Genomic DNA, 22,050 nt, shown 5'->3' on the forward strand with positions numbered 1-22,050 from the left:
GTAACCAATTAGCTAAGTAACTAGGCAAGCTCGCGGCTAGACTCATCCCGCTGCCAGCGATACTGCGCATTGGTATGCCGGTAGCGCCATGCATTCAGATAACTAAGACCGTTAACTCCGTAATACACCAGCAACTCCAACATACTGGGACGCTGTGTAAACACCGCGTTACTGCCTGTCTTTGGGGTATGGCATTCGGCCAACTGCAATAGCTGTAACTTGCCAAGTTTGCTGCGGGTCTTGATCTTCAGCAGGTCCAGGATACCTTTTGGTGCAACCACGCGACTCTGGCTCTTCCGACTCACCACAATGTTTTCATAACCGAACACCGCACGCACATAGCCGTCATCAGAAATAATATCCGGGAACAGAGTAAAGCGCTCACGCGCGGCCCGGTTCAGCCCATAGACCCCTGCACCATAACCAAACTCGCTGCAGAAGCGCGTTTTTTGCCAGGCGGCATAGTAACAACGAACCAGATAGCTACTGTGCGCCATATCCATTACGCCTTCGGGCGCAACCACGGTGGGATTGGCATCCTCACTAGTTTCCCGGCACTGATCCAGAAGGTGCAACAGTGATATGTCGTCAATGCTGACATCCGCATCAACATAAATACGTGGATACCCCAGATCCAGCTGTTCCGCCTCATTAATCGCATGCGTTTTGCCCGCACGCTGAATTTCCAGACAATGCACCTGAGGGAACTGACTGCGTACAATCTCCGCGGTGGCATCCATGCAGCCATTACAGGCCACCACCACGGAATAGTGACCCAGCAGGACACCAGGATTTACGGCCTCCAACAAGATCGCGATCGAGTGTTCTTCGTTATACGCGGGAATAATGATCGCGGGTTTGTGTGGGTCAAGCATCTCTGTGCGCCTTGTACCATTGCCACTGGTCGTCCAGAAACTGCCTCCACACAGACTGCTGCTCTTTACTCCCTTTACCCAAGTAAACCAAAGTCGAGAAGGCCGCAAAGCGTATCGCGGAGCCCAGTGCGACCAGTCCCCGCGCAACGGCAACGGTCACTGGGGATCCGTGTTTGGCGAAGTACTGTAATTTCGAGCGATACAGGTGGTTGAGCTTGTTGATACCAGAGAGCGTCTGGCTACCGGCATGTAATACCACTGCATTACCGGTGACCCGCGGTTGCGCACCAAGAGTACGCGCCCGACGGCACAAGTCTATTTCCTCGGAATACAGGAAAAAGCCTTCATCAAACCCATTCAGCAGTCGGAAAAGTGCCTGATCGATCAATAGAAAGCAGCCAGATACCGCATCCACCCCAATACCTTTACGCAAAGTACGCGGGGAGTAACCACCACTCGTACGCCCGAGCGTTCTGCGCAACAGGAAATCCCCACCCAGGCTCCAGCTCAATAAATCGATTAAGGAAGGTTCTCGCCAGGCAGACTTTCCGTCGTACTCCCCCTGCGCGTCACAGGTCACCCCACCCCAGATGCCAGCGCCGGGGGTGGCGACTGAGAATGCCAATAAATTACTCAAGCTGTCGTGCTGCAAGCGCACATCGGGATTTAGAAACAGGATCGGCGCCGAATTATCGATTGCTGCGGCACCGAGATTGCAGCCCGCCGCAAAGCCTATGTTCTCTTCCGATTCGATCAGGTGAATTTTCGGAGAAAGAGGTCTTAAAACTGCCAGGGAATCATCCATCGAAGCATTGTCGACGACAAAAAGCTTGATGGATTCCAATGGCAAATCACCATCATCAATATCCGCAAGTAACCTGACAATATCTGCACCACAGTTGTAACAGACGATAACGATATTGAGCCGAGTCGAATCAGACACACTCATCTCCAGAATTTATTGGAATAAAACTTAATTTGACGTTGCCGGGGTTAACGCTTTTTGCGTAGGCCTCGTTGCGGCAGGCAGTCGCCGCCGGAGTTCCGTAACCGCAACAACCGCACCGCAGAAAAGATAGAACAGGCAGACCATCTGTCCAAAATACGATACGGCGAGAAAACTGACACAATGAACAAACAGAGCCACCGCCATGCCCCACAGCAGACGGCTCTGGGCGTGAGAGCGGGTAAATCGTTGTGCGCGTCCCAGGCGGACAAACAGGGCTAGCAGGAAGAAGGAAAACAGTAGCAACTGAACGACCCCGCCATCGACGCCTTCGAGCACATACTGGTTCGTTATGTCTTGCATGCCCCAACCCCAATGCGCGGTCGCGGTGGTGCCGAACGCCCACCACTCGCCGACATGGTTAATGGACTGCTGAATCAGGTTGTAGCGATGCCAGCCGGTCGAGCCACCAGTAATGTCAATCCGTGACAGCAAATGCCAAACGGGGGTATCCATGGAAAAATGCAGCACAGTAAGCACGGCTACCATGCCCAGTGCCATCGCGCGCATATAATGGCGAAATGCGTAGCAGGCGAGTCCGGCGAAACCACACATAAGAGCCACCACGGGAGTACTGGACGCGGTGGCCATTACGATCAGCGGCATGCTGGCTATACCAGCCGCTATGAGCAAGCGGGTACCGACTTTTCCCTGCCACAGAGCAACAAGGCATGGAAGAATCGTTGCCCAGCAAATACCCGCCATAATCGGGTGCATAAACGGACCTTGAGCCCGCAACCGGCCATAGCGCGCTAGCGTCTCTGCCGGTACACCGCCAAATACGGAAAATACATTGCGACCACTGAGCTGCTCCAAAACAAAGAATGCGAGCATCGGCAGGGACAACAACGCAAAACACAGCAGTAATCGCCGCATATCGGCGAATGAGTGCAAGTAAGCCCGGCCAACCAGGTAGGCCCCGAAGGTATCAAAGGCACCACCGGCACTGGTAATCACGCCATCAATGCTACCAACTAGAATCCCCGATGCGAGCATATTCCACATCGTGGCCGCCAGAATCAAAGAGTCCGGCAGCCCCCAGCGTATCGTGCGCAACTGCCCATTCAATATTGCCACAGATAGCGTGGCCATGATCATGATACGAACGAAGGTGAAATCGAGAGAGAGCACAACGATCCGCTGGGCACCAGGCAGTGCAACAGCGATCAGCAACAGAGGGATCAATTGAAAGCGTCGCGGTAGCACGAACAGCGCGAGCAGAGCGGCAAGCAACGCGGCAAGCCCTATGGGGTGCACCATCGTCTGGTCCGCCCACAGGGCGCCGCCAAAATGCTCCGGCATTACACGTTCAGTCATCCACGATCACTCCAGGAATACCTTCCAGAAACACTTTCCAGAAAAACTCTCCAGTTGCCGTACCCCAGATTTCGCGCCTTGAGATTTCGACACGCTAGCGCGATTCGACAACTGGCTCACGAAGCCGTTTTCGGTAAATTCGTCTTGCCGTCCCAACGAAGGAACGCACCTTATCCATCAGCCTGAGCTCAGCTAACCAGAATGGGAAAAATGCAAACCCCACATAGTTAGGAACGGCTGCGCCAAACAGGCGCAGAGTATGTAAGCGCGCCCATAAGTTTCCACGCGCAGCAAGTAGGTTTGGCTGCGAGCGTGGCAGTAACGATGCATCGCGCGCGGTAATTTTCAGGTAGCCCGCGGCAATCGCAGCCTCAACGATTTCCTTTCCGCGCTGACTGCGAACAACAATCAGAGAACTGCCGGGTTCTCCCGGGGCTATCTCGCGATACCAGGGGTCACCCACCGCAATATCGGCAAATTCACCGGTATGGTCTGGGCATATGTAACAGCGCCATTGCCGGTGGCGCTGTAAATAGTCCCAGGACTCGGCATAACTCATTTCGCGCCGCTGGAGTTCGTCTTTATTATCCACAAACTCCAGTGACCAGACCCCGGGCCAGCCGTTGCCGCGGTAACGCAGCGAGCGAATCGACTCTGGTGATTTCGCACCCTGCATCGCTGCGAGTTTCAAAGACGCATTGGTCGACGGCACACCGGCGCAGAATAAAGCAATACTGACACCGAGCTTTTCCTTCAGCGCAGGAGAGACTTTCTGCGCTGCATGTACCGCTGCCACATCACAGGGTTTGCCAATAAATACACAAGGACCATCGGCTTCAGTGATCTGTCGCAATTCCGAGCAAGGGCTAGACGGTGCGTACCGCGAACCACCCGCAGTAAGAAGTGATGCGCGATCCCGGCTAAACACCGTACGGTTTCGGTAAGGTTGCTCCGGATCCGCAGCAGTGTGAAGCGCGCCACGCATGTTTTGCTGCTCGAGGCAAAACAAGGCGATGGCAGTGATGGCGCCACCACTGGAAGAGCCCCGCCGAACTTCTTCGTCCGACGCATAGCCCTCCAACACATCGTACACAGGCCCCCAGCCAGCCCTAAGACTTTCATGAAGTTGTGGATCTTTACCACGAGCGTCGTGCTTGAGCTGCGCTCCCGGACAGGCCGAGAATGCTTTACCACTACTCTCAACGTCAGCGTTTTTCACATAGGGACGAATTCCCTCGCCGGGGATATCCGCCATGGAATAGCGGCTACTCTCGAGCTCCGCGCATACACCACAACCGGTGCACAACTGATAATCCCGTACATCTTCAATCGTGTTGATTTTCTGCATGAACTTCTATATCCGAAAGACTTCTTCGTAACTGCATCAGCCAGAAAACTAAGCCTGAATCGACGCTGCAAACTTCCTCTTGAGGAAATAAACCATGAAAATATTAGCCCACCCCAGATAGAGCACTGTGCCCGCCTACAAAAACGGCGCATATTACTCGCGTGTACTTACCCACCATCCATCCCGCGACATCGCCTCACAGGTTCACGCAGCACTCCGCAATGGTGTCCATCTGCGCACGTGCAATCGACAGCACTCGCGGAAGCTTTTCTTGCAGCAAGGGGGCTAACTGTGCACGCCGTGCACACGATTCGAATACAGAATCAATTAATTCCTGCGTATGTATAGTGCGAGGATCAAACACCTGCTCCTGCTGTCCACAGCTTGCAAAGACACCCAGGGTCTTGTCGCTATAAGCAATGGCCGCACTAGGCACACCGGAAGAGAGGGAGGCGATGGTTGAATGCATGCGGGTACCGCAAAACCACTGCAACCGTGCGATAACCCATTTGATTTCCATCTCGCTGTATTGCCCGGTGAGCACTCGCACTCGATCTGAGGCTTGCGGCCCAAGCCTATCAAGCAGTTGTCGACAGGCTCTCAGATCGGACTCAACCTCTGCCTGCGGTACATTCACGTGCGGTACCAGCAGGATATTGACGTCGGACTCCGTTAACAGCCGCTCTACAAGACGCTGCACCGCCAGCGCATAGTTTGCAGAAATTCCATATTGGCGTGCGGCGGAATCGCCGCCGTTGTATATAAGCCCACTGATGTTCAGGCCGATGACGTCGGGGTTGGCACCATCGGTGCCCTGCTCCAGCCAATCGGTAACAGAGTCTTCCAGTCTGGGTGGACGTACTGACGGCAACAGGAAAGCCACATCGACACCGCACTTATGTCGCTCACTGTCGAACTCCGTCCCCAGCAAATCCACCATTATTTCGAAGCTGCGGGCGTCTCGCGCCCAGGTTGCACGACTCCGCCTGACAATCTCCGCCGCGCGAACATGCGCTCGCTTAGAGCGGAACGGACCGTAAGTTTGCGGCAGTAGAATCAGCGGCTTGCGTGCAGCAAGTGCGATCTCTTTCGGGCGACTAATCAATTCAAATCGGCGACTGCCATACAGATCGGTAAAACTGTCACCGCCGCTGATATCAAGTACAACGCGGGACTGCAGAATGGTCTGTATCCCGGGATTCATTAACCCGGGAAACATCTGACTGAGACGCATATGGGCCAGGCTTTCCCGCTTGTAGACACGCCGGCTATTAATCAGCCCACAGCCGCGCAAGGACCACTCACTATCGCCGATACGAAGGTTTCTACGACGAATTCCTTTTCCATTATCAAAAACGCATAAATCTGCGTCAGGGATCCGTTCTTGAATGGCATGTACGACAGAGTTGGAGAGCGCATTGACACCGAGATTTCCGGTATCCGGCGCAGCGCCCAGAAGCGAAATACTTGTCATTTAGGGTTAGCCTTTAGGAGTACTTTCCCAACACCAGATGCGGATTGTTATATATATCCGAATTTGGCATTGGCAATAATTATTTGCACTCGCAGAAGATTAGTTCATGCAGGAATAAAATATGTTTCGAGAGATGCATCGACATGCAATTCAAAATTAGTGAAATATATTTCGCCGGATAGTTGGCGTTTGTTCGCTCGCCGACCTCCCCATCCGACCTAAACTAGCGAGGGTCTTGGCGGGTGCATCGAGAGCTTGCTCGCCGATGCGTCGTTGGCTGGTTCATGAAAGCCACACTGCCTCTATATACCCTGTACGCAGGAGTCAGGTTTGTCCGTTCGTTCAAGTATTCTCAAAGGCGCATCCATACTCAGTGCGAGCCAGGGGCTCGTCGCAATCAGCTCAATGCTGCGCAACATTATTGTTGCCCGCCATATAGATAGTGAGAATTTTGGTATTGCGACAACGTTTGCACTGACCATTTCCCTGGTAGAAATGACCAGTAATTTGGCACTGGATCGCGTACTGGTACAGGACGACGAAGGCGATAGCGACGCCATGCTGGGTTCAGCACACTTGATTCAGTTTGCCAAAGGCATACTAATTGCTTTGGTCCTGATCGCGATCGCAGGCCCGGTGGCAAATTTATTTGGCCTGCCCCACCTGATTCACGCTTTTCAACTGGTGGCCCTGATCCCCGCGTTACACGGATTGATGCATTTCGATTTCGTTGTGCGACAGCGCAAGCTGGACTTTTTTCCCACAGCGCTATTCGACACCCTGCCCGAGCTGCTCACCCTGTTGGTCGCCCTGCTGGCGACCCTCATATTCGATGACTACCGCGTAATGCTCACCGTGATCCTGCTGCAGGCGGTGCTCAGTGTGGTCGCTTCTCATCTGCTTGCGCGCCGCCCATATCGCTGGACGTTCAATTGGCCGCTGGCGCGGCGCAAGCTTCGTTTCGGTTGGCCATTACTGATTAATGGCTTTCTGATGTTTGGCATCTTTCAAGGTGACCGAGTCATCATTGGCTCGCAATTCGATATGCACACGCTGGGTTGGTACAGCGTTGCATTTTCCCTTTGCATGCTACCGACAATCATTTTTGCAAAGCTCAGCGCTTCCATTCTGATGCCGATACTTTCGCGCAATCGCGACAATAGTGAAATATTCATCCCCTGTTGCACGATGAGCCTCACCGCATGCGCCGCCTTCGGTTTATTGATGGTACTGGGATTTGCTCTGGCGGGCTCTGCATTGATTCAGTTGAGTTTTGGGGATCAATATATTCAGGCAGCGAGCGTCATTGTCATACTGAGTATCATGCAGGCATTGCGGGTACTGCGTATCGCCCCATCCATCATCGCCAACAGTCAGGGGCGTACTGAGAATGCGATGATCGCGAATATTTTTCGGAGTCTAGCGCTGCCTGTTGCCATCTACCTCGCTGTCACAGGGCACTCCGTGCAGGCGGTAGCTGCCTGTGGTATTGCCGGGGAGGCCGTTGCGCTCGGTATCTCGGTATACCTGGCGCCGATCAAACACGGAAAAGTCATGTTCGTACGGCGACTGCTCCTGCTTTCCGCATGCGGTGTTGCAATTGCAACTGTCACGATTGGACTAGCGCCCGCGCAGACAACAGCCGGCGAATTTTCAGACCTTATTCTCCAGTTATTCTATGGCGGCGCTATCGCCCTGCTGCTCGCCAGCCTTCTTGCGCTGACAGATCCCCACTTGCGCAAAGAGTGCCGTCATCTCTGGCAACGGACGCGTGACACAAAGACCCCAGAACAATCACTTATCAACAATGACACCTGAAACAAACACCATGCACCTACCCAAGCAATACCTGATCGCGAAGCAACCAGTCTCGGCGCTCTCCGGTTGGCGCAGCATAGAATATCTGGGGTGGTGCCTATCCCTCGCCAAAGAAGTGCCGCTGATCACGGTTGAGGACCTCGATGGCAACCTGGTCGGAAGAATCATTGGTTGGGTGATCTGGCAGGGAAAACTGCTGCAGGACGGAGACGTTATCCAGTCCACCAATCAGACTGACGGCGTCGCCGTGGAGTATGACGCGTTTTGTGGGCGCTTTGTGTACCTATACGCGCTCCACCAGCAACTAGCAGCAATCACGGACGCTGGCGGCATGATGTCACTGGTATACAGCGCCGAACTTGATGCGGCCGCGGCTACGCCCGCAGCGTTACAAATGATCCAGGAACTGGAGTTTGACCAGATAACCTTCGACGCGCTAACAGCGGGAGCACCAAAGAAATGGCTGCCTTTTGGCGTTACCCCCTATCACGGGGTAGCGCGATTGCTCCCCAACCATCGGCTTACGCTGCGTGATTGGCGTGTCGAGCGGATATATCCCTACCCTGTCAGCGCTAGTGATCGAAACATCAATGTTAAAGATTCAGTGGATTCAATCCATCCGAGCACACCCTATTCAAGCGCAGCACCTATCGACGGCTCAGATATCGATAATGTTACGGGCATGATCGCCGGTTGGGTAAAACAAAACATCGCGGCACTGGTGCATGCAGGACATAACGTGGCGCATTTAACCGGCGGTGTCGACTCCAGAATGATACTGGCGGCATCCAGAGATCTTTGTGACCAAATGCGCTTCCAGACGGTGAGCGCTGATGATGTCGGCACACGTCTGGATAACCATATCGCGGGGAGAATCGCTAGGAAGTTTGGTCTCAATTACAGTACCGTGCAGTTTCAGCAGCCCACAGACGAAGAAGTTCATGCATGGCGCCAACGTACCGGCCACTGCGTAGAGGACGCGGTCACCCAGTTGTGTACTACAGCGCGTATGCACAATAATCATTGCCACGAAATGACCGGCACCTGCGGCGAAGCATTGAAAAGTCCCTATTGGTATCCAGGAGACGAAAACCTGGCCACACTCACGACTCAGGGACTACTGCGCCGGTTTGAATTCCCCGAAAACGACGTCACCACCAGACTGGCAGAAGCATGGATAGCTGAGTTCCCAGCGGTTATCAGTGCCGGGAATCTCCTCGACCTCGCCTATATCGAACTGCGACTGGGTTGCTGGGCCGGTCCCAGCATGTTTGGTCACGATATACCCTTCCCGTCAATCAGCCCATTCAATAGCGCACGCTACTACCGGGCGATTTTGTCCGTCTCTGAAAAAGTGCGCGCCCAGGGAGACTTGATCCCCGCCGTTTACAGGCACCTCTGGCCTGAATTGCTGGATACACCATTCAACCGCGCCACAGGGCTTGCCAAATTGCTTTTTCTTTCGGAAGAAATACGCCGAATGTTGCCGGTGGAATTCAAGGATCAGATCAAACGTATTCGCTCTGCGTTACATGCGCGCAAGACGCGATCCAGCCAGAGGGCTCAGGTTTAGCCTGCCTCCTGGCGGGGAGTCATGGACTGGCTGTAACAGGCTGCGTTTCCGAAGTTTCCGCTTCTGCTGATGCGGTAAATTGCACAGGACCCGGTACCGGCCGCAGAACCCGGCTTCGCGCCACGGGCGCACCAAGAAACCCGCTGTCCTGTAACGGCGCAAGAAAGTATTCCGGCAGTTGATCTCCCGCCACCTTTTGCCAATTTTCTTCTCCACCAAACAGCGTCAAATCAAGTATCGACTTTTCTGGGAAGGTCAAATCATCTCGCACACGGAAAAACTCGCCATTTTCCATCAGCATCGGATGCTCCCCGCAGCCGCGGTCGCGCCCAACAACCAGGCGTGACGCAGTATCTACAGGCTGGATCTGCCACTTTTTACCACGCTTCAGGGACCAGAAGAAATTGCTTCGCTCCTCTGCAGCCGGCGGGATCATGGCTGCCCCCAGAAAGATATTGTTGTACAGCTTAAGTCCGGACCCGTCGAATCCCTCGGCAATGGAGTGAACGTTTAGCGCAACGTTGTAGCGATAATGACCGTCATTTGTCACACCGTTACATTTCCCGGGCCGTTTTTTCGAGAAAAAGAAATTATTGCGCAGCACGACGTTCTCGCCGAGATTGTAGATCCGTAGCGCGCTGTTATTCGAGGTATCGTACAGCGCATTACTCTCTATCAGAATATTGCGGTAGGCCGTCACATCTGCGGGGATATCATTTTGGTACATCATCATGCCGGAAGAATTCCCGATACCGTGCAGCAGGTTGCCGCGCACTACCAGATCGTTGGCGCTAATCGCGATAATACTTTGGTGGGGCTTATGGTATGCCAGAGGGTCCTCGGGGTAGCGTATGTAGTCCCTGCCGGTTATGTGGTTATTTTCAATGAGCCCGTTGCGGCTCCGGCTCATGTAAATGATCCCTGAAGATCCAGTGACAGTAATAAAGTTTCCTCGAACCGTGACGTCATTTGATCTGCGAATCAACACACCGCGAAATACCTCATAAAATTTATTTCTCTCAATTAGTACCTTTTCAGTACGCCGCAGGTTGATCGCATAGACCCCGTCATCGGGTCCGCGTGACCAACGGTCCGAGTGCAATACGCTGTTGCGAATAACCAAGTGGCGGGCATTAATGACCTGCACCAGTCGCAGACGACGCGTACTAAAGATGTCAAAGCCATCAAAAGAGATAAAGCTATCCGCCGGTTCGGGGTAGTGGATTTCGATTCCTTCTAGTCGCGGACGTGCTCCTGGCGCAGCCACATACTCAAGAAATCCGTCAGAGTTCCTGGCCTCGTTCTCGACAAATGCGCTGTAGTCACCATCGTGAACAATTATTTTCGCCGGACCATTGAGCGTCCGGCGCGCTTTTTCCAGTGTTGCCCAGGGAGAATCCGCCGTGCCACGGTTGCTATCGTCGCCGTTTTTTCCGTCGACGTGATAGTCCGCCCAAAGATGCACGCTGAATGTCAGAAACAAGAACATCCAGAGATTGATCACCCGAATTTTCACTCTCAGTACCTCTTACGCATATGTCGTGGTATCTATGCACAGCGTAATCAGGATAGTCCTGTTACCCATCTCAGGAATATGAATTCGATTGACATCGGTAAACGACTAATAAAGTGGCGGCTGGAAGTATGTTGCGACCCACACTTTTCACTTGATGGCACATATACTCATTACTACCGGTGCCCAACTTCTTCTCTTGCTCTGAGCGGTAAATCTCTAACGTGAAACTTAACCTCCAGGATACTTCTGAACGTCATCAGGGAAAGTGGCGGCTACTGCTCTTTCTGATGCTACTCATCTGCTTATATGCCGGCTTGCGGCCAAACCCGATTCCCCAACTCTTTCGTAACTTCGATCTGGTTCTGCACTTCGCCGCGTGTGCGGGTGTGGCCTATGTCACCGTATTTGCATTCCGCCCACCCTTGCGCCACTGGATCATCGCTGCACTGTTCATCGCAGCGATTTTCATTGAGATGGCACAGGGCGCGCTGTTATCACGTCGCGCTGCTTCCACTGCCGATTTCTTTGCCGGTATCGCTGGAATCCCTATTGGTTGGTGGCTAGCGAGGGAAGTAAGGAGACGCCTGCGTCGTTGGTGTAAGCAGAAAAGTTGGCAGGTTCCACGCACACGCAATCATTGGTGACAATACTTTGCAGACAACCTTGCGAGCTTCGGATACTCGTCCAATATTATGTTCAAAAGATGTTCAATTGGTTTAATACTCGACCAAACCGATTGAACTATCAGCAGTAAGTTGTAGAAGTGATCCCGGAGGTAGCGCAGTGCAGCAGGGATGGATCCGCACGCATCAAAGTGATTTGGCCGCTGTTTATCGTCTGCTTGATGGTGCGCTGATACTCGGCGCCTTGTTGGTCTGCACGCTCGTCGGTGGAATTGCGCTCGACAAGGATTGGCTTATTGCCGGTCTTACCGCGGTGATACTGTTTGCCTTTATTGGTGAATCACTCGAGCTGTACCGATCATGGCGGACAGAAAGCTTTCGCAATATGCTTTTGACGACCGCACTCGCCTGGGCAGTGGTATGCCTCCTGCTGCTACTCATCGGCTACTTCTCCGCACAGGCCGCTATTTACTCCCGCTTAGTGGTAGGCAGTTGGTTCTGTTTAACGTTGTTTGGGCTAGGGTTATGGCGTTTAGCTTTGCGGCAACTGCTCCACTACCTGAGGGTCAATGATCACAATACCCGTTCCGCAGCAATCCTTGGAGTCAATCAAGCGGCAGTCAAACTGGCGGAAGAATTACAACGCAATCCCCAATTAGGCATTCGGCTACAGGGTATCTACCGGCTGCCCGGGCACGACGGGGACACAGACACGGTAGCGCCCGAAAACTCCCACCTCCTCGCAGGCGATTTGGAACAGGCATTATCCGCTGCCAGGGCCGGCGATCTCGACTTGATCTATATCGCCCTGCCAATGGGAGAGGCACGCCATATCGGCGAGCTACTGGCGGCTTTGGGAGACACCACCGCCACCGTCTTTCTTCTTCCAGATATCTTCGGCAGTAACCTATTGCGAACGCGCTGGCAACGTATCGGTGGCAGTACAGTACTAAGTATTTACGACAGCCCCATCCAAGGAATCAACAGTTGGTTAAAGCGGCTCGAAGACCTACTGGTTTCGACACTGGCTTTAGCCCTTTTGAGCCCATTGATGTTACTCATTGCGCTGGGCGTAAAACTTACCAGTCCCGGCCCGGTACTATTTAAACAACGTCGCTATGGTCTCAACGGACACACAATCGACGTCTGGAAATTTCGCTCAATGACGTGTACGGAAGATGGCCCAAGCATCCAACAGGCGCAAAAAAATGATGCGCGTATAACACCATTCGGTCGATTTATACGGTGCACTTCGCTGGATGAATTGCCACAACTATTCAATGTGCTCGGCGGCACCATGTCCATTGTGGGGCCACGCCCACACGCGGTTGCCCACAACGAGCAATTCCGTTCCATCGTGAGCGGCTACATGCTACGCCACAAAGTGAAGCCAGGTATTACCGGCTGGGCACAAATCAACGGCTGGCGCGGTGAAACCGATACGCTCGAAAAAATGCACAGGCGTGTCGAACACGATCTGGACTACATTCGCAACTGGTCAATATTCCTCGACCTGCGAATTTTATGCCTCACAGTTTCACGTGGTTTTGTGGGTAAAAATGCATACTGAATTAACACCGCGCCGATTATCAGCTGTTTTAGTGCAGTTCATGTGCACTCTTCGCAGGTGCTTCTAAACTCAGATTTCAGTAGAAAAGAACCACCGAAATTGTTTTAGACGGGTTAGTAGCAGTCCCCGCCTCAACGCGATATCGCATGCAGGAAGGACGTATATGCTCTCCAATACCCGTTCCTTGGCAACTTGTATTCTTGCCACTGCGCTCTCGGCATATTGTGTTGTCACTTCCGCCGACCCAATAAAACTTGGATCTGGATTGCTGCTTACCCCCGCAGTCGGCATGGATTTACGATATGACGACAACATCAACAATGCGCCCGAGGATGGGATCGATAGCTTTCTGTTACTCACCACCCCCCGAGTGGGACTCGAGTACGATCGCGGGGCGATTGTCTACTCGATGGAGTATGCCCTTTCACACGGCAACTACCTGAATAGCGGCCGCAGTTCCTTTACCGACCACGCGCTGAGCGGCACCGCCGATTGGGATCTGGGTAGACGGCACAATCTCACCTTCGGCGCCGCCTATCTCAGTATCAATGACGAATTCAACGATCAGGTTGTAGATGATCTGGAAAGTCTCATTTTCGAGCGAGACCGTTATCGCCAGTCCGACCTCTTCGTATCCTACGGGTTCGGCGCAGAAGGTGCGCGCGGCTTTCTCGGCGTTACCCTGGGCACAAGCAACCGCGATTACCGGGAAGAAATCGTCGCGCGTGATCGACGAACCCCTTTTATCAGCGGTACATTCTCAGCAAATATCGGCGGTAATACGGCCCTGCTCGCCAATCTGGAAGGACGACGTATCCGTTACGACACTCCGGCTGCCGACATACTGGATCGCGACAATGACGAAGCCACACTGATGGTGGGTATCGAACGCGAGACCGAAAAGATCACTGCCACGCTTCTCGGTGGCATGGTTAAGAAGAGCTACACCGATTCAGCAATATCAGACTATCGCCGGCCGCGCTGGCAAGCAGCGCTGACTTGGAGCCCTCTGGAAACAAGTGAATTGATCCTCACTGCGGAGCGGCGCCCAATCGACTCGGCGGCTGGCATTGCAAACTTCGTTGATGCGACTTCAGGATCTGTCGCATGGCGACACTCGTGGAACGAAAAAGTCGAGAGTGATCTGTTCTTTCGTTACACAAAGGCCGATTTTACCGGTACCGAATTAACCGAAAACATCCGTCGCTGGGGCACCACCTTGCGTTATCAATTCCGCCCCTGGATGGACCTAAGAACCGGCATATCCACCCTGAACCAGGGGGCAACCAGCCAACTTTTTTCCTACCAACGCAATCAAGTATTCATCGGATTTGACGCGTCCTACTAAAGATGTGAGGAGAGTTTATGCGCAAATATAGAATCCGCTGGGCCATGTGCTTTCTAGCTCCATGGTTTATAGCTGTAATCATCACCCACGCGAACGCTGAGGTATCGTCAAGATTACTTGATGACCAGTATCAACTCGGCGCTGGCGACGTCATCAATATTCGCGTATTTGGCGAAGAGGAGCTTTCCCTTGAAGTGCGCCTCAGTGATAGCGGAGTTATCAACTATCCGTTTCTAGGTGAGGTCAAGGTCGCCGGACTCAGTGCGTCACTTGTAGAGAAAAAGATTGCGGCCGGTCTACTTGATGGATATCTGGTTAACCCCAGTGTCGAAGTGACGATCACCCAATACAGATCATTCTTTGTCGATGGCGAGGTCAACACACCAGGCAGCTACGCCTATTTGCCGGGCCTCACGATCAACAAAGCCGTCGCTATGGCCAGCGGGTTTACGCCACGTGCGTCGCAAAACAAGATTCTGATCAAGCGCGGCCAGGGTAACGAGCAAATCACCATCGAGGCGGACCTGGATACCAAGCTATATCCCGGTGACATTATTACCGTAAAGCAGAGCTTTTTTTAGTAGAGAAACCATATGAACTATGCACAGGGCAATGGTGGCGACGAACTACCTCAGGAACAAAGCCTGGATTTACTTCGCTACTGGAAAATTCTCTTCGCCAAGCGCTGGCTGATCTTCGGCCTCAGCGTGGCTATGTCCGCCGTCGCAATCGCATTTATCTACAAAATGCCATCGCGCTACCAGGCCACCGCATCGCTGGTTTTTGAAGTGGATCAAGCCAATCCGGTTTCGGTCGAGGAAATCTATGACCTCGGCGCACAGCGTCGTGACTACATCCTCACGCAGACGGAGATGTTAAAGTCACGCCAACTCGCCGAGCGGGTCATACAACGCCTGAATTTGGTGAATCACCCTGAATTCGCTGCGCAAAGTAAGTCCGGGCTGTTCGGCCTATTTTCAAAGGACAGCGCGTCAGACAGCTCGATGTCGGCCAAGGCAGAAACTGCGACACTCGACAACGTCACCTCAGCGTTTCTCAAGCGTTTGACCATATCGCCCGCGCGTAATACAAACCTTGTGAAAGTACAGTTTGAAGCGAAATCGGCAAAACTCTCTGCCGACGTTGCTAACGCTCTTGTGGAGGAATTCATCTTCTTCCAATCCGAAGCGAAAGAGCAGTTCACGAATCGGGCAACGTCCTGGCTTAATGAGCGCCAAGAAACACTGCGCTCCAAGCTTGAAGCGTCAGAACAGAACTTACAAAATTTTCGCGAAACAGAAGATCTCGTTGATCTCAGTGGCGTGCGCGGCCTTTCCGAGCAGGACCTGAATGCTGCCACCACCCAACTTCAGGAAACACGGCGTGAATTCAAGCAAATTGCCAGCGTTTTCAATCAGTTTGAGCGTCTGAAAGGTAATGAGCTCGCGCTGGCCAATTTGCCGGAAGTCATCAGCAATCCACTGATTCAGGAAATAAAGCGCAATGAAGCAGCGGCCGAGCGCAATGTCTCAGAGTTGGCCAGACGCTACAAGCCAAAGCACCCAACGATGATTGCGGCCAGTAATGAGCTGGATATGATCCGTGATCAGCTTGCCAGCGAAGTCCGTATTCTGGCTGATTCTATTGAAAGCCAATACAACACTGCGCAGGCGAGAGTTGCAGCGCAAGAACAGGAAGTGCAACGGGCAAAAGCTGCCTACCAAAACGTTTCACAGAAAGAGTTTCGCTATCAAGAGCTGGTTCGAGAGGTAGAAGCAAATCGTCAGCTCTACGATACCTTCTTTACCCGCGCGAACGAAACGCGCGAGGCTTCGGGCTTCGAAATCGCCCCGGCACGCTTTCTTGATTCAGCGGTAATTCCTAACACGGCGACCAAGCCCAACAAAAAGCTGTTGGCAATGATGGCAATTGCCTTGAGTGCCGTGTTTGCTACTGCGATCGCCCTGTTACTCGATTTCCTCCGCATGGGCGTGCGTAGCCCGGAAGATGTAGAAGTACATCTCGGCCAGAACTTGATTGGCCTGCTGCCACAAGTAAGTACACCCAAAGATTCAAAGCTGAATCTGCGCACCTTCTTCGACCCGAATCATTACACATTTAGCGAAGCTGTCCGCACGCTGCGCACAGGTGTGGTACTGACTGGTCTCGGCAAGTCCATGCGCACCATACTGATCACGTCCTCTGTTCCCGCCGAAGGCAAAACAACGGTCGCAGAAAATCTCGCATTCGCGCTCAGCCAGGTGGAACGTGTTCTTCTTGTTGATCTTGATCTACGCAAGCCCACTGTTGCAGCGGATTTCCGCATAGCCTCCAATCACCCGGGAATAACCGACCTAATCCAGGGCAACAAGCCATTGGAAGAGTGTGTCTACAAGGACATTGGCAGTAATTTGCATGTAATGCCCTCGGGAGGCCACCTAACGGACCCGCAACAGCTACTGGTTTCTCCACGCTTTTCAGAGACCATCAGTAGTCTAGCGCAGGACTACGATCGGATTGTGATCGACAGCCCTCCTGTCCAGGCCGTAAGCGACGCACTGATCATTTCACATCTGGCAGATGCTCTGCTGTACGTCATTAAGTATGACTCTACCAACAAACGGACCGTTTCTCGCGGTATTGAACGGCTCACCAAAATCAACAGCAAAATTGACGGTATCGTTCTCACCCATGTTGACACGAGCAAGGACGCTATATACGCCGATGAGTACTATGACTACGACTACGGTAACAGCCGGCGTGATCGAAAGCCTGTGGCACCAACCGTTGCGAGTTCTCAAGCGTTAGGGGCGGTTTCTTCTCCCAGAGTTCACACCGACACTGTATCTACTCGAATCGCCGCGGAGCCCAAAAGCGACACTTATGCTGTCTCGCGCTCGAACATCCACACTGATCACACGCCGGTGCATACCGCCAATAGTGAAACGACAGTAGCCAATGAGCTTGTCGAAGACGATGTAGCAGTTGTCGCCGAACCGGAGTATCAAATGGTGGCCGAACCCGAGGTGACGACTGAAGTCGAGAATGCGTTCGTAGCGATGGAAGCCGCGGTCGACGTAGAGGAACAACACGCAACAGAGGCTGAGATCGATCCCGCAGAAACGGTATTCGTACGTGCCGAAGATCACGTACCAGATGATCTTATCAGTGATGCCGATGTTGTTGCTGGCTCCGACGTAAGTACCGATTCCGAATTTACCCAAGAAAGCATCCAAAGTGCTGTCGAAGAGGCTGCCCACGAAGCTATTCATGAAACTATTCATGAAGATATCCAGGAAGCTGTTCAGGAAAGTATTCGGGAAGACTCCCAGGAGGCATACCAAGGGAGATTAACCCAAAGCAGCCTTGATAGGATTGTGGAAGCCGAAAAAGCGACTAGCTATTTTAGCGCGCCTACTTCCCTGGAAGATGACACGGCGGATGCTTCTATCGATCGAGAATTACTCTCCGATGTGACTCCCCATGAGATTTCCCAAGAAATCCCCCAGTTTGAAGTGGAAAAGTTAGCAGAAGAGGATACCTCTTCAGAAGTCGACCTCGAAGACGGATCGACTTCCGTCACTGACGAAAAGTCAAAGAAGAAGTCTCGCTCTCCGCGAAGTCAAAGATCAAGAGCTAAAAAGAAGCAACGGAAGAAGCGCGCCCGCGCCAAACGCAGAGCCGCGAAGTAGCGTATATCGAGCTATCGCGCTTCCGTAAAATCGGCAACGCATATACACGCTAAATATGCCAACCTATAGCCACAAAATATTGTGGCTATAGGTATTTCCTCAATGTAAGTTATTTCCCCCCTCATTTCCTTCGCCGCTCCTTGTTGGGTCCTTAACAGCGGTTGCGAATGACGCACACTGGCCATTTCACATCAATTTTGCATAAAAAACACATGCAAAAATATGGGCATACATTCCTTCGGCCAGTTACAAATTTTATAGGTCAAGCGTTCCACTCAGAGCTATAAAGAAAAGGGTGTTGTTAATAAATTCCTCGAAGCTGGAATCGAAGAGTTATGCGAGTATTACTTGTTTTTGGAACGCGGCCTGAAGCGATAAAGATGGCTCCACTGGTAAACCTTCTGCTTGGAGACTCGCGATTCGAAACAAAGGTTTGCGTCACCGGCCAGCATCGCGAAATGCTGGACCAAGTCTTATCTCTCTTCGATATTGAGCCGGATTATGACCTGGACATTATGGAGCCGAATCAGGATCTGTTTCAGGTAACCTCGCGTATTTTACTCGGCATGCGGGATGTACTTAACGACTGCAAGCCAGACCGTGTATTCGTACACGGCGACACTACCACGACGCTTGCAGCATCTCTGTCAGCTTACTATTGCAAAATACCCGTAGCCCACGTAGAAGCTGGCCTGCGTACGGACGACATCTACAGTCCGTGGCCGGAAGAAATGAACCGCAAGATAACTGGTGCTATCGCAGAATACCATTTCGCACCCACCACATTGTCGCGTCAGAATCTGCTCAATGAGTCAGTTGCGGAAGAGAAGATTACGGTCACCGGCAACACCATCATTGACGCACTCATTGATGTAGTGCGCCGTATCGAAACCGATGACAATCTCAGTGCAGAACTCAAATCACAATTCCCCTTCTTGCATCCGGACAAAAAAATCGTATTGGTTACCGGTCACAGAAGGGAAAATTTTGGCACTGGACTCGAGAATATTTGCCACGCAATTCGTGAACTCGCCACCCGGGATGACGTGCAGTTTGTCTACCCTGTGCATCTCAATCCCCGTGTGCAGGGTCCCGTCAATCAAATGCTGTCAGAGCTCGATAATGTGCATTTGATCAGTCCGCTTACCTATCTTCCATTTGTTTACCTGATGCACCGTGCGCACCTTATTTTGACGGATTCCGGTGGCATTCAGGAAGAGGCGCCATCTTTAGGAAAGCCAGTACTGGTAATGCGGGACATCACCGAGCGCCCCGAGGGAGTAAGGGCGGGCACGGTGAAACTGGTGGGAACCGACAGCGCAAAAATTGTCGCTGGCGTTAATACGCTGCTCAATGATGAATTCGCCTATGAAGCAATGAGTGCAGCGGTAAATCCGTACGGTGATGGATTCGCCTGCGAGAAGATTTTGAAAGGAATTTTACATGCAACGCAGGAAGTTGCCGTTTAATCGGATTTCCGTTATTGGCCTCGGATATATCGGTCTGCCTACCGCCACGGTCATCGCCGCCAGAGGCATTGAGGTAGTTGGCGTCGACGTAGCGGCTCCCGCTGTCGAAGCAGTAAATGCCGGCAGAGTGCATATTAGCGAGCCAGGTTTGGAACGACTGGTAAACCAAGTGGTCGGTGCTGGGAGATTGCGCGCGGTGACGAATCCCGAACCCGCAGACGCCTTCATTATCGCGGTGCCAACCCCCTTCGTGGAAGATGCATCATCCGAGACGCCGACGCCAGACCTGAGTTATATCCGGGCCGCTACGGAGTCGATCGCACCCGTGTTGAAGCCCGGCGATTTAGTGATTCTGGAGTCCACATCGCCTGTGGGCACGACTGAGAAGCTTACGAGTTGGTTGCGCAGCGCGCGCGGCGATCTTTCCTTCCCGGTTCAAGGTCAATGCGGAGCGGCAGATGTGCATATTGCCTACTGTCCCGAACGCATCCTACCGGGTAAAGCTCTTGAGGAGCTGGTCGCTAACGATCGAATCATTGGCGGGGTAAGCGAGGCCTGCAGCCATGCCGCACTCAGTCTTTATCATCTTTTCGTAGAAGGCGATTGCATCGTGACCGATGCACGCACGGCGGAACTATCCAAGCTGACCGAAAACGCATATCGGGATGTAAACATCGCATTTGCCAACGAGATGGCATTTATCTGTGATGAGCTGGGTGTCGACGTCTGGGAGCTGATTCGCCTGGCCAATCGTCATCCTCGAGTCAGCATCCTCAACCCGGGGCCAGGGGTGGGCGGCCACTGCATCGCTGTGGACCCCTGGTTTATTGTTAGTAGCGCTCCGCAACAGGCAAAGCTCATTAGCCGGGCCAGGAATGTCAATGACGCGCGCCCTGCCTACGTAGCGGAACAGGTTTTACAAGCATCGCAAAATCACGCAGCCCCAGTGATCGCGTGCCTGGGGCTTGCATTCAAGCCGGATATCGATGACTTGCGGGAAAGCCCAGCCATGGAAGTTGTGCGGGAATTGTCGGAGCGCTGTGGTAGTCAGCTACTTGCGGTAGAGCCACACATCGACATATTGCCGGCGGACATTGCGTCGAACGGCGTCAGTCTTACGTCACTGGAGGAAGCACTAGCCCGCGCAGATATCGTGGTGGTGCTCGTCGATCACTCGTCATTTCTCGTCATAGACAGCAATCAGCTCACAGGAAAAACGGTGATCGACACCCGTGGGTTGCTTCCGCGGCTAAAGAAGCAGGCAGAGTCTGTGGATAACTACACAACGATAGCCGAATAGCCGCGGCGGATTGCCACGTATGCATATCGCATTAACCCTGGATTATGAGCTGTTCTTTGGCAGGCAGACGGGTAGCCCCGACGCCTGCCTGTTTAAGCCCTGCGACGCCCTGTTACGTATACTCGATGCATTTTCAGCGCCAGCGGTGTTCTTCGTCGATGCCAGCTATCTTGTCCGATTACGCGAGTCTGCGGAACAGTTTCCACACCTGCAGCAAGAGTACCTTGCTGTGGTATCGCATATCCGCGAACTAGAAGCGCGCGGCCATCAAATCCAGCTACATATACACCCACACTGGTTTGACTCCTGGCATGACGGCCACCAGTGGCATACCGTCATTGATCGCTACAGGCTCACGCAATGGTCATCGCATGACATCGCCTCAATTGTTGATCGATGCACGCGGGAGTTGAACCAGCATCTCAATCACAAGGTATTTGTGTTCCGTGCCGGCGGCTGGTGTATACAGCCATTTGCCCCTCTCGCACAAACACTGATGGACAATGGCATTAGCGTTGATAGCTCGGTCTATCACGGCGGCGGTGCCTGTTCTCAAGCGCACGATTTTGATTTCCGCTCAGCCCCTACCATTGCACGCTGGAACTTCGATCGCGATCCATGCAAAGCTGTGGATAGCGGCAAGTTTACCGAGGTGGCGATCTCTTCTCATCAGGTATCCCCCCTCTTCTACTGGCGTTTTGCGCTGAACCGCCTGCTCGCACGCGGTGAATACCACACACGCTTTGGGGATGGCTGCGCGGTGGCCAACAGCCGAGCCGACTTACTGCACTTGCTCACACATTCCTCGCACATGGCTGTATCAGTGGACGGCTTTAAGGCAAGCCTGTTGCAGTGTGCATTCGATAGTGCATGGCGCAAACAACAGGATGGCTTCGTGGCAATGGGGCATCCCAAGTCGCTCACCCCTTACAGCCTCGGCCGGCTTAATCGCTGGCTACAAGGGGTGTATGACAAGGGGCTTCGGCTATCTGGCTATCACCGTCCTACGCCTGCGCGAACATCCGCCGCCCCGGCCGTCATCAAGGCTATCCACGAGTAGTTTGACCACAGCCAAAACTACCCCAAAGGTACACGTAATTGTCTTTTGTGGGTTGCCCTAA

16 protein-coding genes are annotated in these 22,050 nt (G+C 53.0%); 10 read left to right on the forward strand and 6 right to left on the reverse strand.

Annotation, left to right across the window (positions count from 1 at the left end; genetic code table 11):
• Nucleotides 1-20: 20 nt before the first annotated feature.
• The 5 genes from Mag101_RS14545 to Mag101_RS14565 all read right to left on the reverse strand — a co-directional run bounded on the left by Mag101_RS14545 (nt 21) and on the right by Mag101_RS14565 (nt 6,020).
• Nucleotides 21-875, reverse strand: a complete 855-nt coding sequence (locus tag Mag101_RS14545; RefSeq protein ID WP_077406576.1) for a glycosyltransferase — start codon at nt 873-875, stop codon at nt 21-23.
• Entirely contained in the window at nt 868-1,818 is a 951-nt protein-coding gene (locus Mag101_RS14550; RefSeq protein ID WP_198039998.1) for a glycosyltransferase family 2 protein, read from the reverse strand. The genes Mag101_RS14545 and Mag101_RS14550 overlap by 8 nt, the downstream gene beginning before the upstream one ends.
• A gap of 30 nt (nt 1,819-1,848) precedes the next feature.
• Complete coding sequence (locus tag Mag101_RS14555) at nt 1,849-3,198, reverse strand: hypothetical protein (protein WP_077406581.1); 1,350 nt, start codon at nt 3,196-3,198, stop codon at nt 1,849-1,851.
• Nucleotides 3,199-3,292: 94 nt separating this feature from the next.
• A complete protein-coding gene (locus tag Mag101_RS14560) occupies nt 3,293-4,546 on the reverse strand; it encodes a Coenzyme F420 hydrogenase/dehydrogenase, beta subunit C-terminal domain (protein WP_077406584.1) in 1,254 nt (417 codons plus the stop codon).
• A 196-nt stretch (nt 4,547-4,742) separates the two neighbouring features.
• Entirely contained in the window at nt 4,743-6,020 is a 1,278-nt protein-coding gene (locus Mag101_RS14565) for a polysaccharide pyruvyl transferase family protein (RefSeq protein ID WP_077406587.1), read from the reverse strand.
• Between the two features lie 330 nt (nt 6,021-6,350).
• Here Mag101_RS14565 and Mag101_RS14570 point away from each other — a divergent pair, with 330 nt between their 5' ends.
• Both Mag101_RS14570 and Mag101_RS14575 read left to right on the forward strand, forming a co-directional pair.
• On the forward strand, nt 6,351-7,838 hold the full coding sequence (locus Mag101_RS14570; RefSeq protein WP_198039999.1) for an oligosaccharide flippase family protein: 1,488 nt from the start codon (nt 6,351-6,353) through the stop codon (nt 7,836-7,838).
• A gap of 10 nt (nt 7,839-7,848) precedes the next feature.
• The gene (locus Mag101_RS14575) at nt 7,849-9,411 is read left to right on the forward strand and encodes a hypothetical protein (protein WP_157520419.1); all 1,563 of its coding nucleotides are present in this window, start codon (nt 7,849-7,851) and stop codon (nt 9,409-9,411) included.
• A 19-nt stretch (nt 9,412-9,430) separates the two neighbouring features.
• On the opposite strand, the gene Mag101_RS14580 is transcribed toward Mag101_RS14575, so the two are convergent.
• Nucleotides 9,431-10,927 (reverse strand): right-handed parallel beta-helix repeat-containing protein, encoded by a 1,497-nt coding sequence (locus Mag101_RS14580; RefSeq protein ID WP_077406596.1) that lies wholly within the window; start codon nt 10,925-10,927, stop codon nt 9,431-9,433.
• A gap of 221 nt (nt 10,928-11,148) precedes the next feature.
• Between Mag101_RS14580 and Mag101_RS14585 the strand changes: the two genes are divergently transcribed.
• From Mag101_RS14585 to Mag101_RS14620, 8 genes are all read left to right on the forward strand, one after another.
• A complete protein-coding gene (locus Mag101_RS14585) occupies nt 11,149-11,571 on the forward strand; it encodes a hypothetical protein (protein ID WP_157520422.1) in 423 nt (140 codons plus the stop codon).
• 139 nt (nt 11,572-11,710) lie between these two features.
• Complete coding sequence (locus Mag101_RS14590; RefSeq protein ID WP_077406602.1) at nt 11,711-13,120, forward strand: undecaprenyl-phosphate glucose phosphotransferase; 1,410 nt, start codon at nt 11,711-11,713, stop codon at nt 13,118-13,120.
• 289 nt (nt 13,121-13,409) lie between these two features.
• Entirely contained in the window at nt 13,410-14,468 is a 1,059-nt protein-coding gene (locus Mag101_RS14595) for an outer membrane beta-barrel protein (RefSeq protein WP_232325041.1), read from the forward strand.
• 17 nt (nt 14,469-14,485) lie between these two features.
• On the forward strand, nt 14,486-15,049 hold the full coding sequence (locus Mag101_RS14600) for a polysaccharide biosynthesis/export family protein (RefSeq protein WP_077406608.1): 564 nt from the start codon (nt 14,486-14,488) through the stop codon (nt 15,047-15,049).
• 12 nt (nt 15,050-15,061) lie between these two features.
• Nucleotides 15,062-18,160 (forward strand): GumC family protein, encoded by a 3,099-nt coding sequence (locus tag Mag101_RS14605; RefSeq protein WP_077406611.1) that lies wholly within the window; start codon nt 15,062-15,064, stop codon nt 18,158-18,160.
• A gap of 335 nt (nt 18,161-18,495) precedes the next feature.
• Nucleotides 18,496-19,629, forward strand: coding sequence for a non-hydrolyzing UDP-N-acetylglucosamine 2-epimerase (gene wecB, locus Mag101_RS14610; RefSeq protein ID WP_077406614.1), 1,134 nt, complete (start codon nt 18,496-18,498; stop codon nt 19,627-19,629).
• Nucleotides 19,604-20,929: a UDP-N-acetyl-D-mannosamine dehydrogenase gene (gene wecC, locus Mag101_RS14615; RefSeq protein WP_077406617.1), complete on the forward strand. Its 1,326-nt coding sequence runs from the start codon at nt 19,604-19,606 to the stop codon at nt 20,927-20,929. Before wecB ends, wecC begins: the two co-directional genes overlap by 26 nt.
• A gap of 19 nt (nt 20,930-20,948) precedes the next feature.
• A complete protein-coding gene (locus Mag101_RS14620; RefSeq protein ID WP_077406620.1) occupies nt 20,949-21,989 on the forward strand; it encodes a polysaccharide deacetylase family protein in 1,041 nt (346 codons plus the stop codon).
• Nucleotides 21,990-22,050 lie beyond the last annotated feature (61 nt).

This window comes from Microbulbifer agarilyticus (assembly GCF_001999945.1).
Lineage (GTDB): Bacteria > Pseudomonadota > Gammaproteobacteria > Pseudomonadales > Cellvibrionaceae > Microbulbifer > Microbulbifer agarilyticus_A.

Excerpts from the sequence above, each read along its gene's own strand:
- Mag101_RS14545 (WP_077406576.1), bottom strand. The coding sequence starts at position 875 with ATGCTTGACCCACACAAACCCGCGATCATTATTCCCGCGTATAACGAA.
- Mag101_RS14555 (WP_077406581.1), bottom strand. The coding sequence starts at position 3,198 with ATGACTGAACGTGTAATGCCGGAGCATTTTGGCGGCGCCCTGTGGGCG.
- Mag101_RS14560 (WP_077406584.1), bottom strand. The coding sequence starts at position 4,546 with ATGCAGAAAATCAACACGATTGAAGATGTACGGGATTATCAGTTGTGC.
- Mag101_RS14565 (WP_077406587.1), bottom strand. The coding sequence starts at position 6,020 with ATGACAAGTATTTCGCTTCTGGGCGCTGCGCCGGATACCGGAAATCTC.
- Mag101_RS14575 (WP_157520419.1), top strand. The coding sequence starts at position 7,849 with ATGCACCTACCCAAGCAATACCTGATCGCGAAGCAACCAGTCTCGGCG.
- Mag101_RS14595 (WP_232325041.1), top strand. The coding sequence starts at position 13,410 with ATGGATTTACGATATGACGACAACATCAACAATGCGCCCGAGGATGGG.
- Mag101_RS14600 (WP_077406608.1), top strand. The coding sequence starts at position 14,486 with ATGCGCAAATATAGAATCCGCTGGGCCATGTGCTTTCTAGCTCCATGG.
- Mag101_RS14605 (WP_077406611.1), top strand. The coding sequence starts at position 15,062 with ATGAACTATGCACAGGGCAATGGTGGCGACGAACTACCTCAGGAACAA.
- wecB (WP_077406614.1), top strand. The coding sequence starts at position 18,496 with ATGCGAGTATTACTTGTTTTTGGAACGCGGCCTGAAGCGATAAAGATG.
- wecC (WP_077406617.1), top strand. The coding sequence starts at position 19,604 with ATGCAACGCAGGAAGTTGCCGTTTAATCGGATTTCCGTTATTGGCCTC.
- Mag101_RS14620 (WP_077406620.1), top strand. The coding sequence starts at position 20,949 with ATGCATATCGCATTAACCCTGGATTATGAGCTGTTCTTTGGCAGGCAG.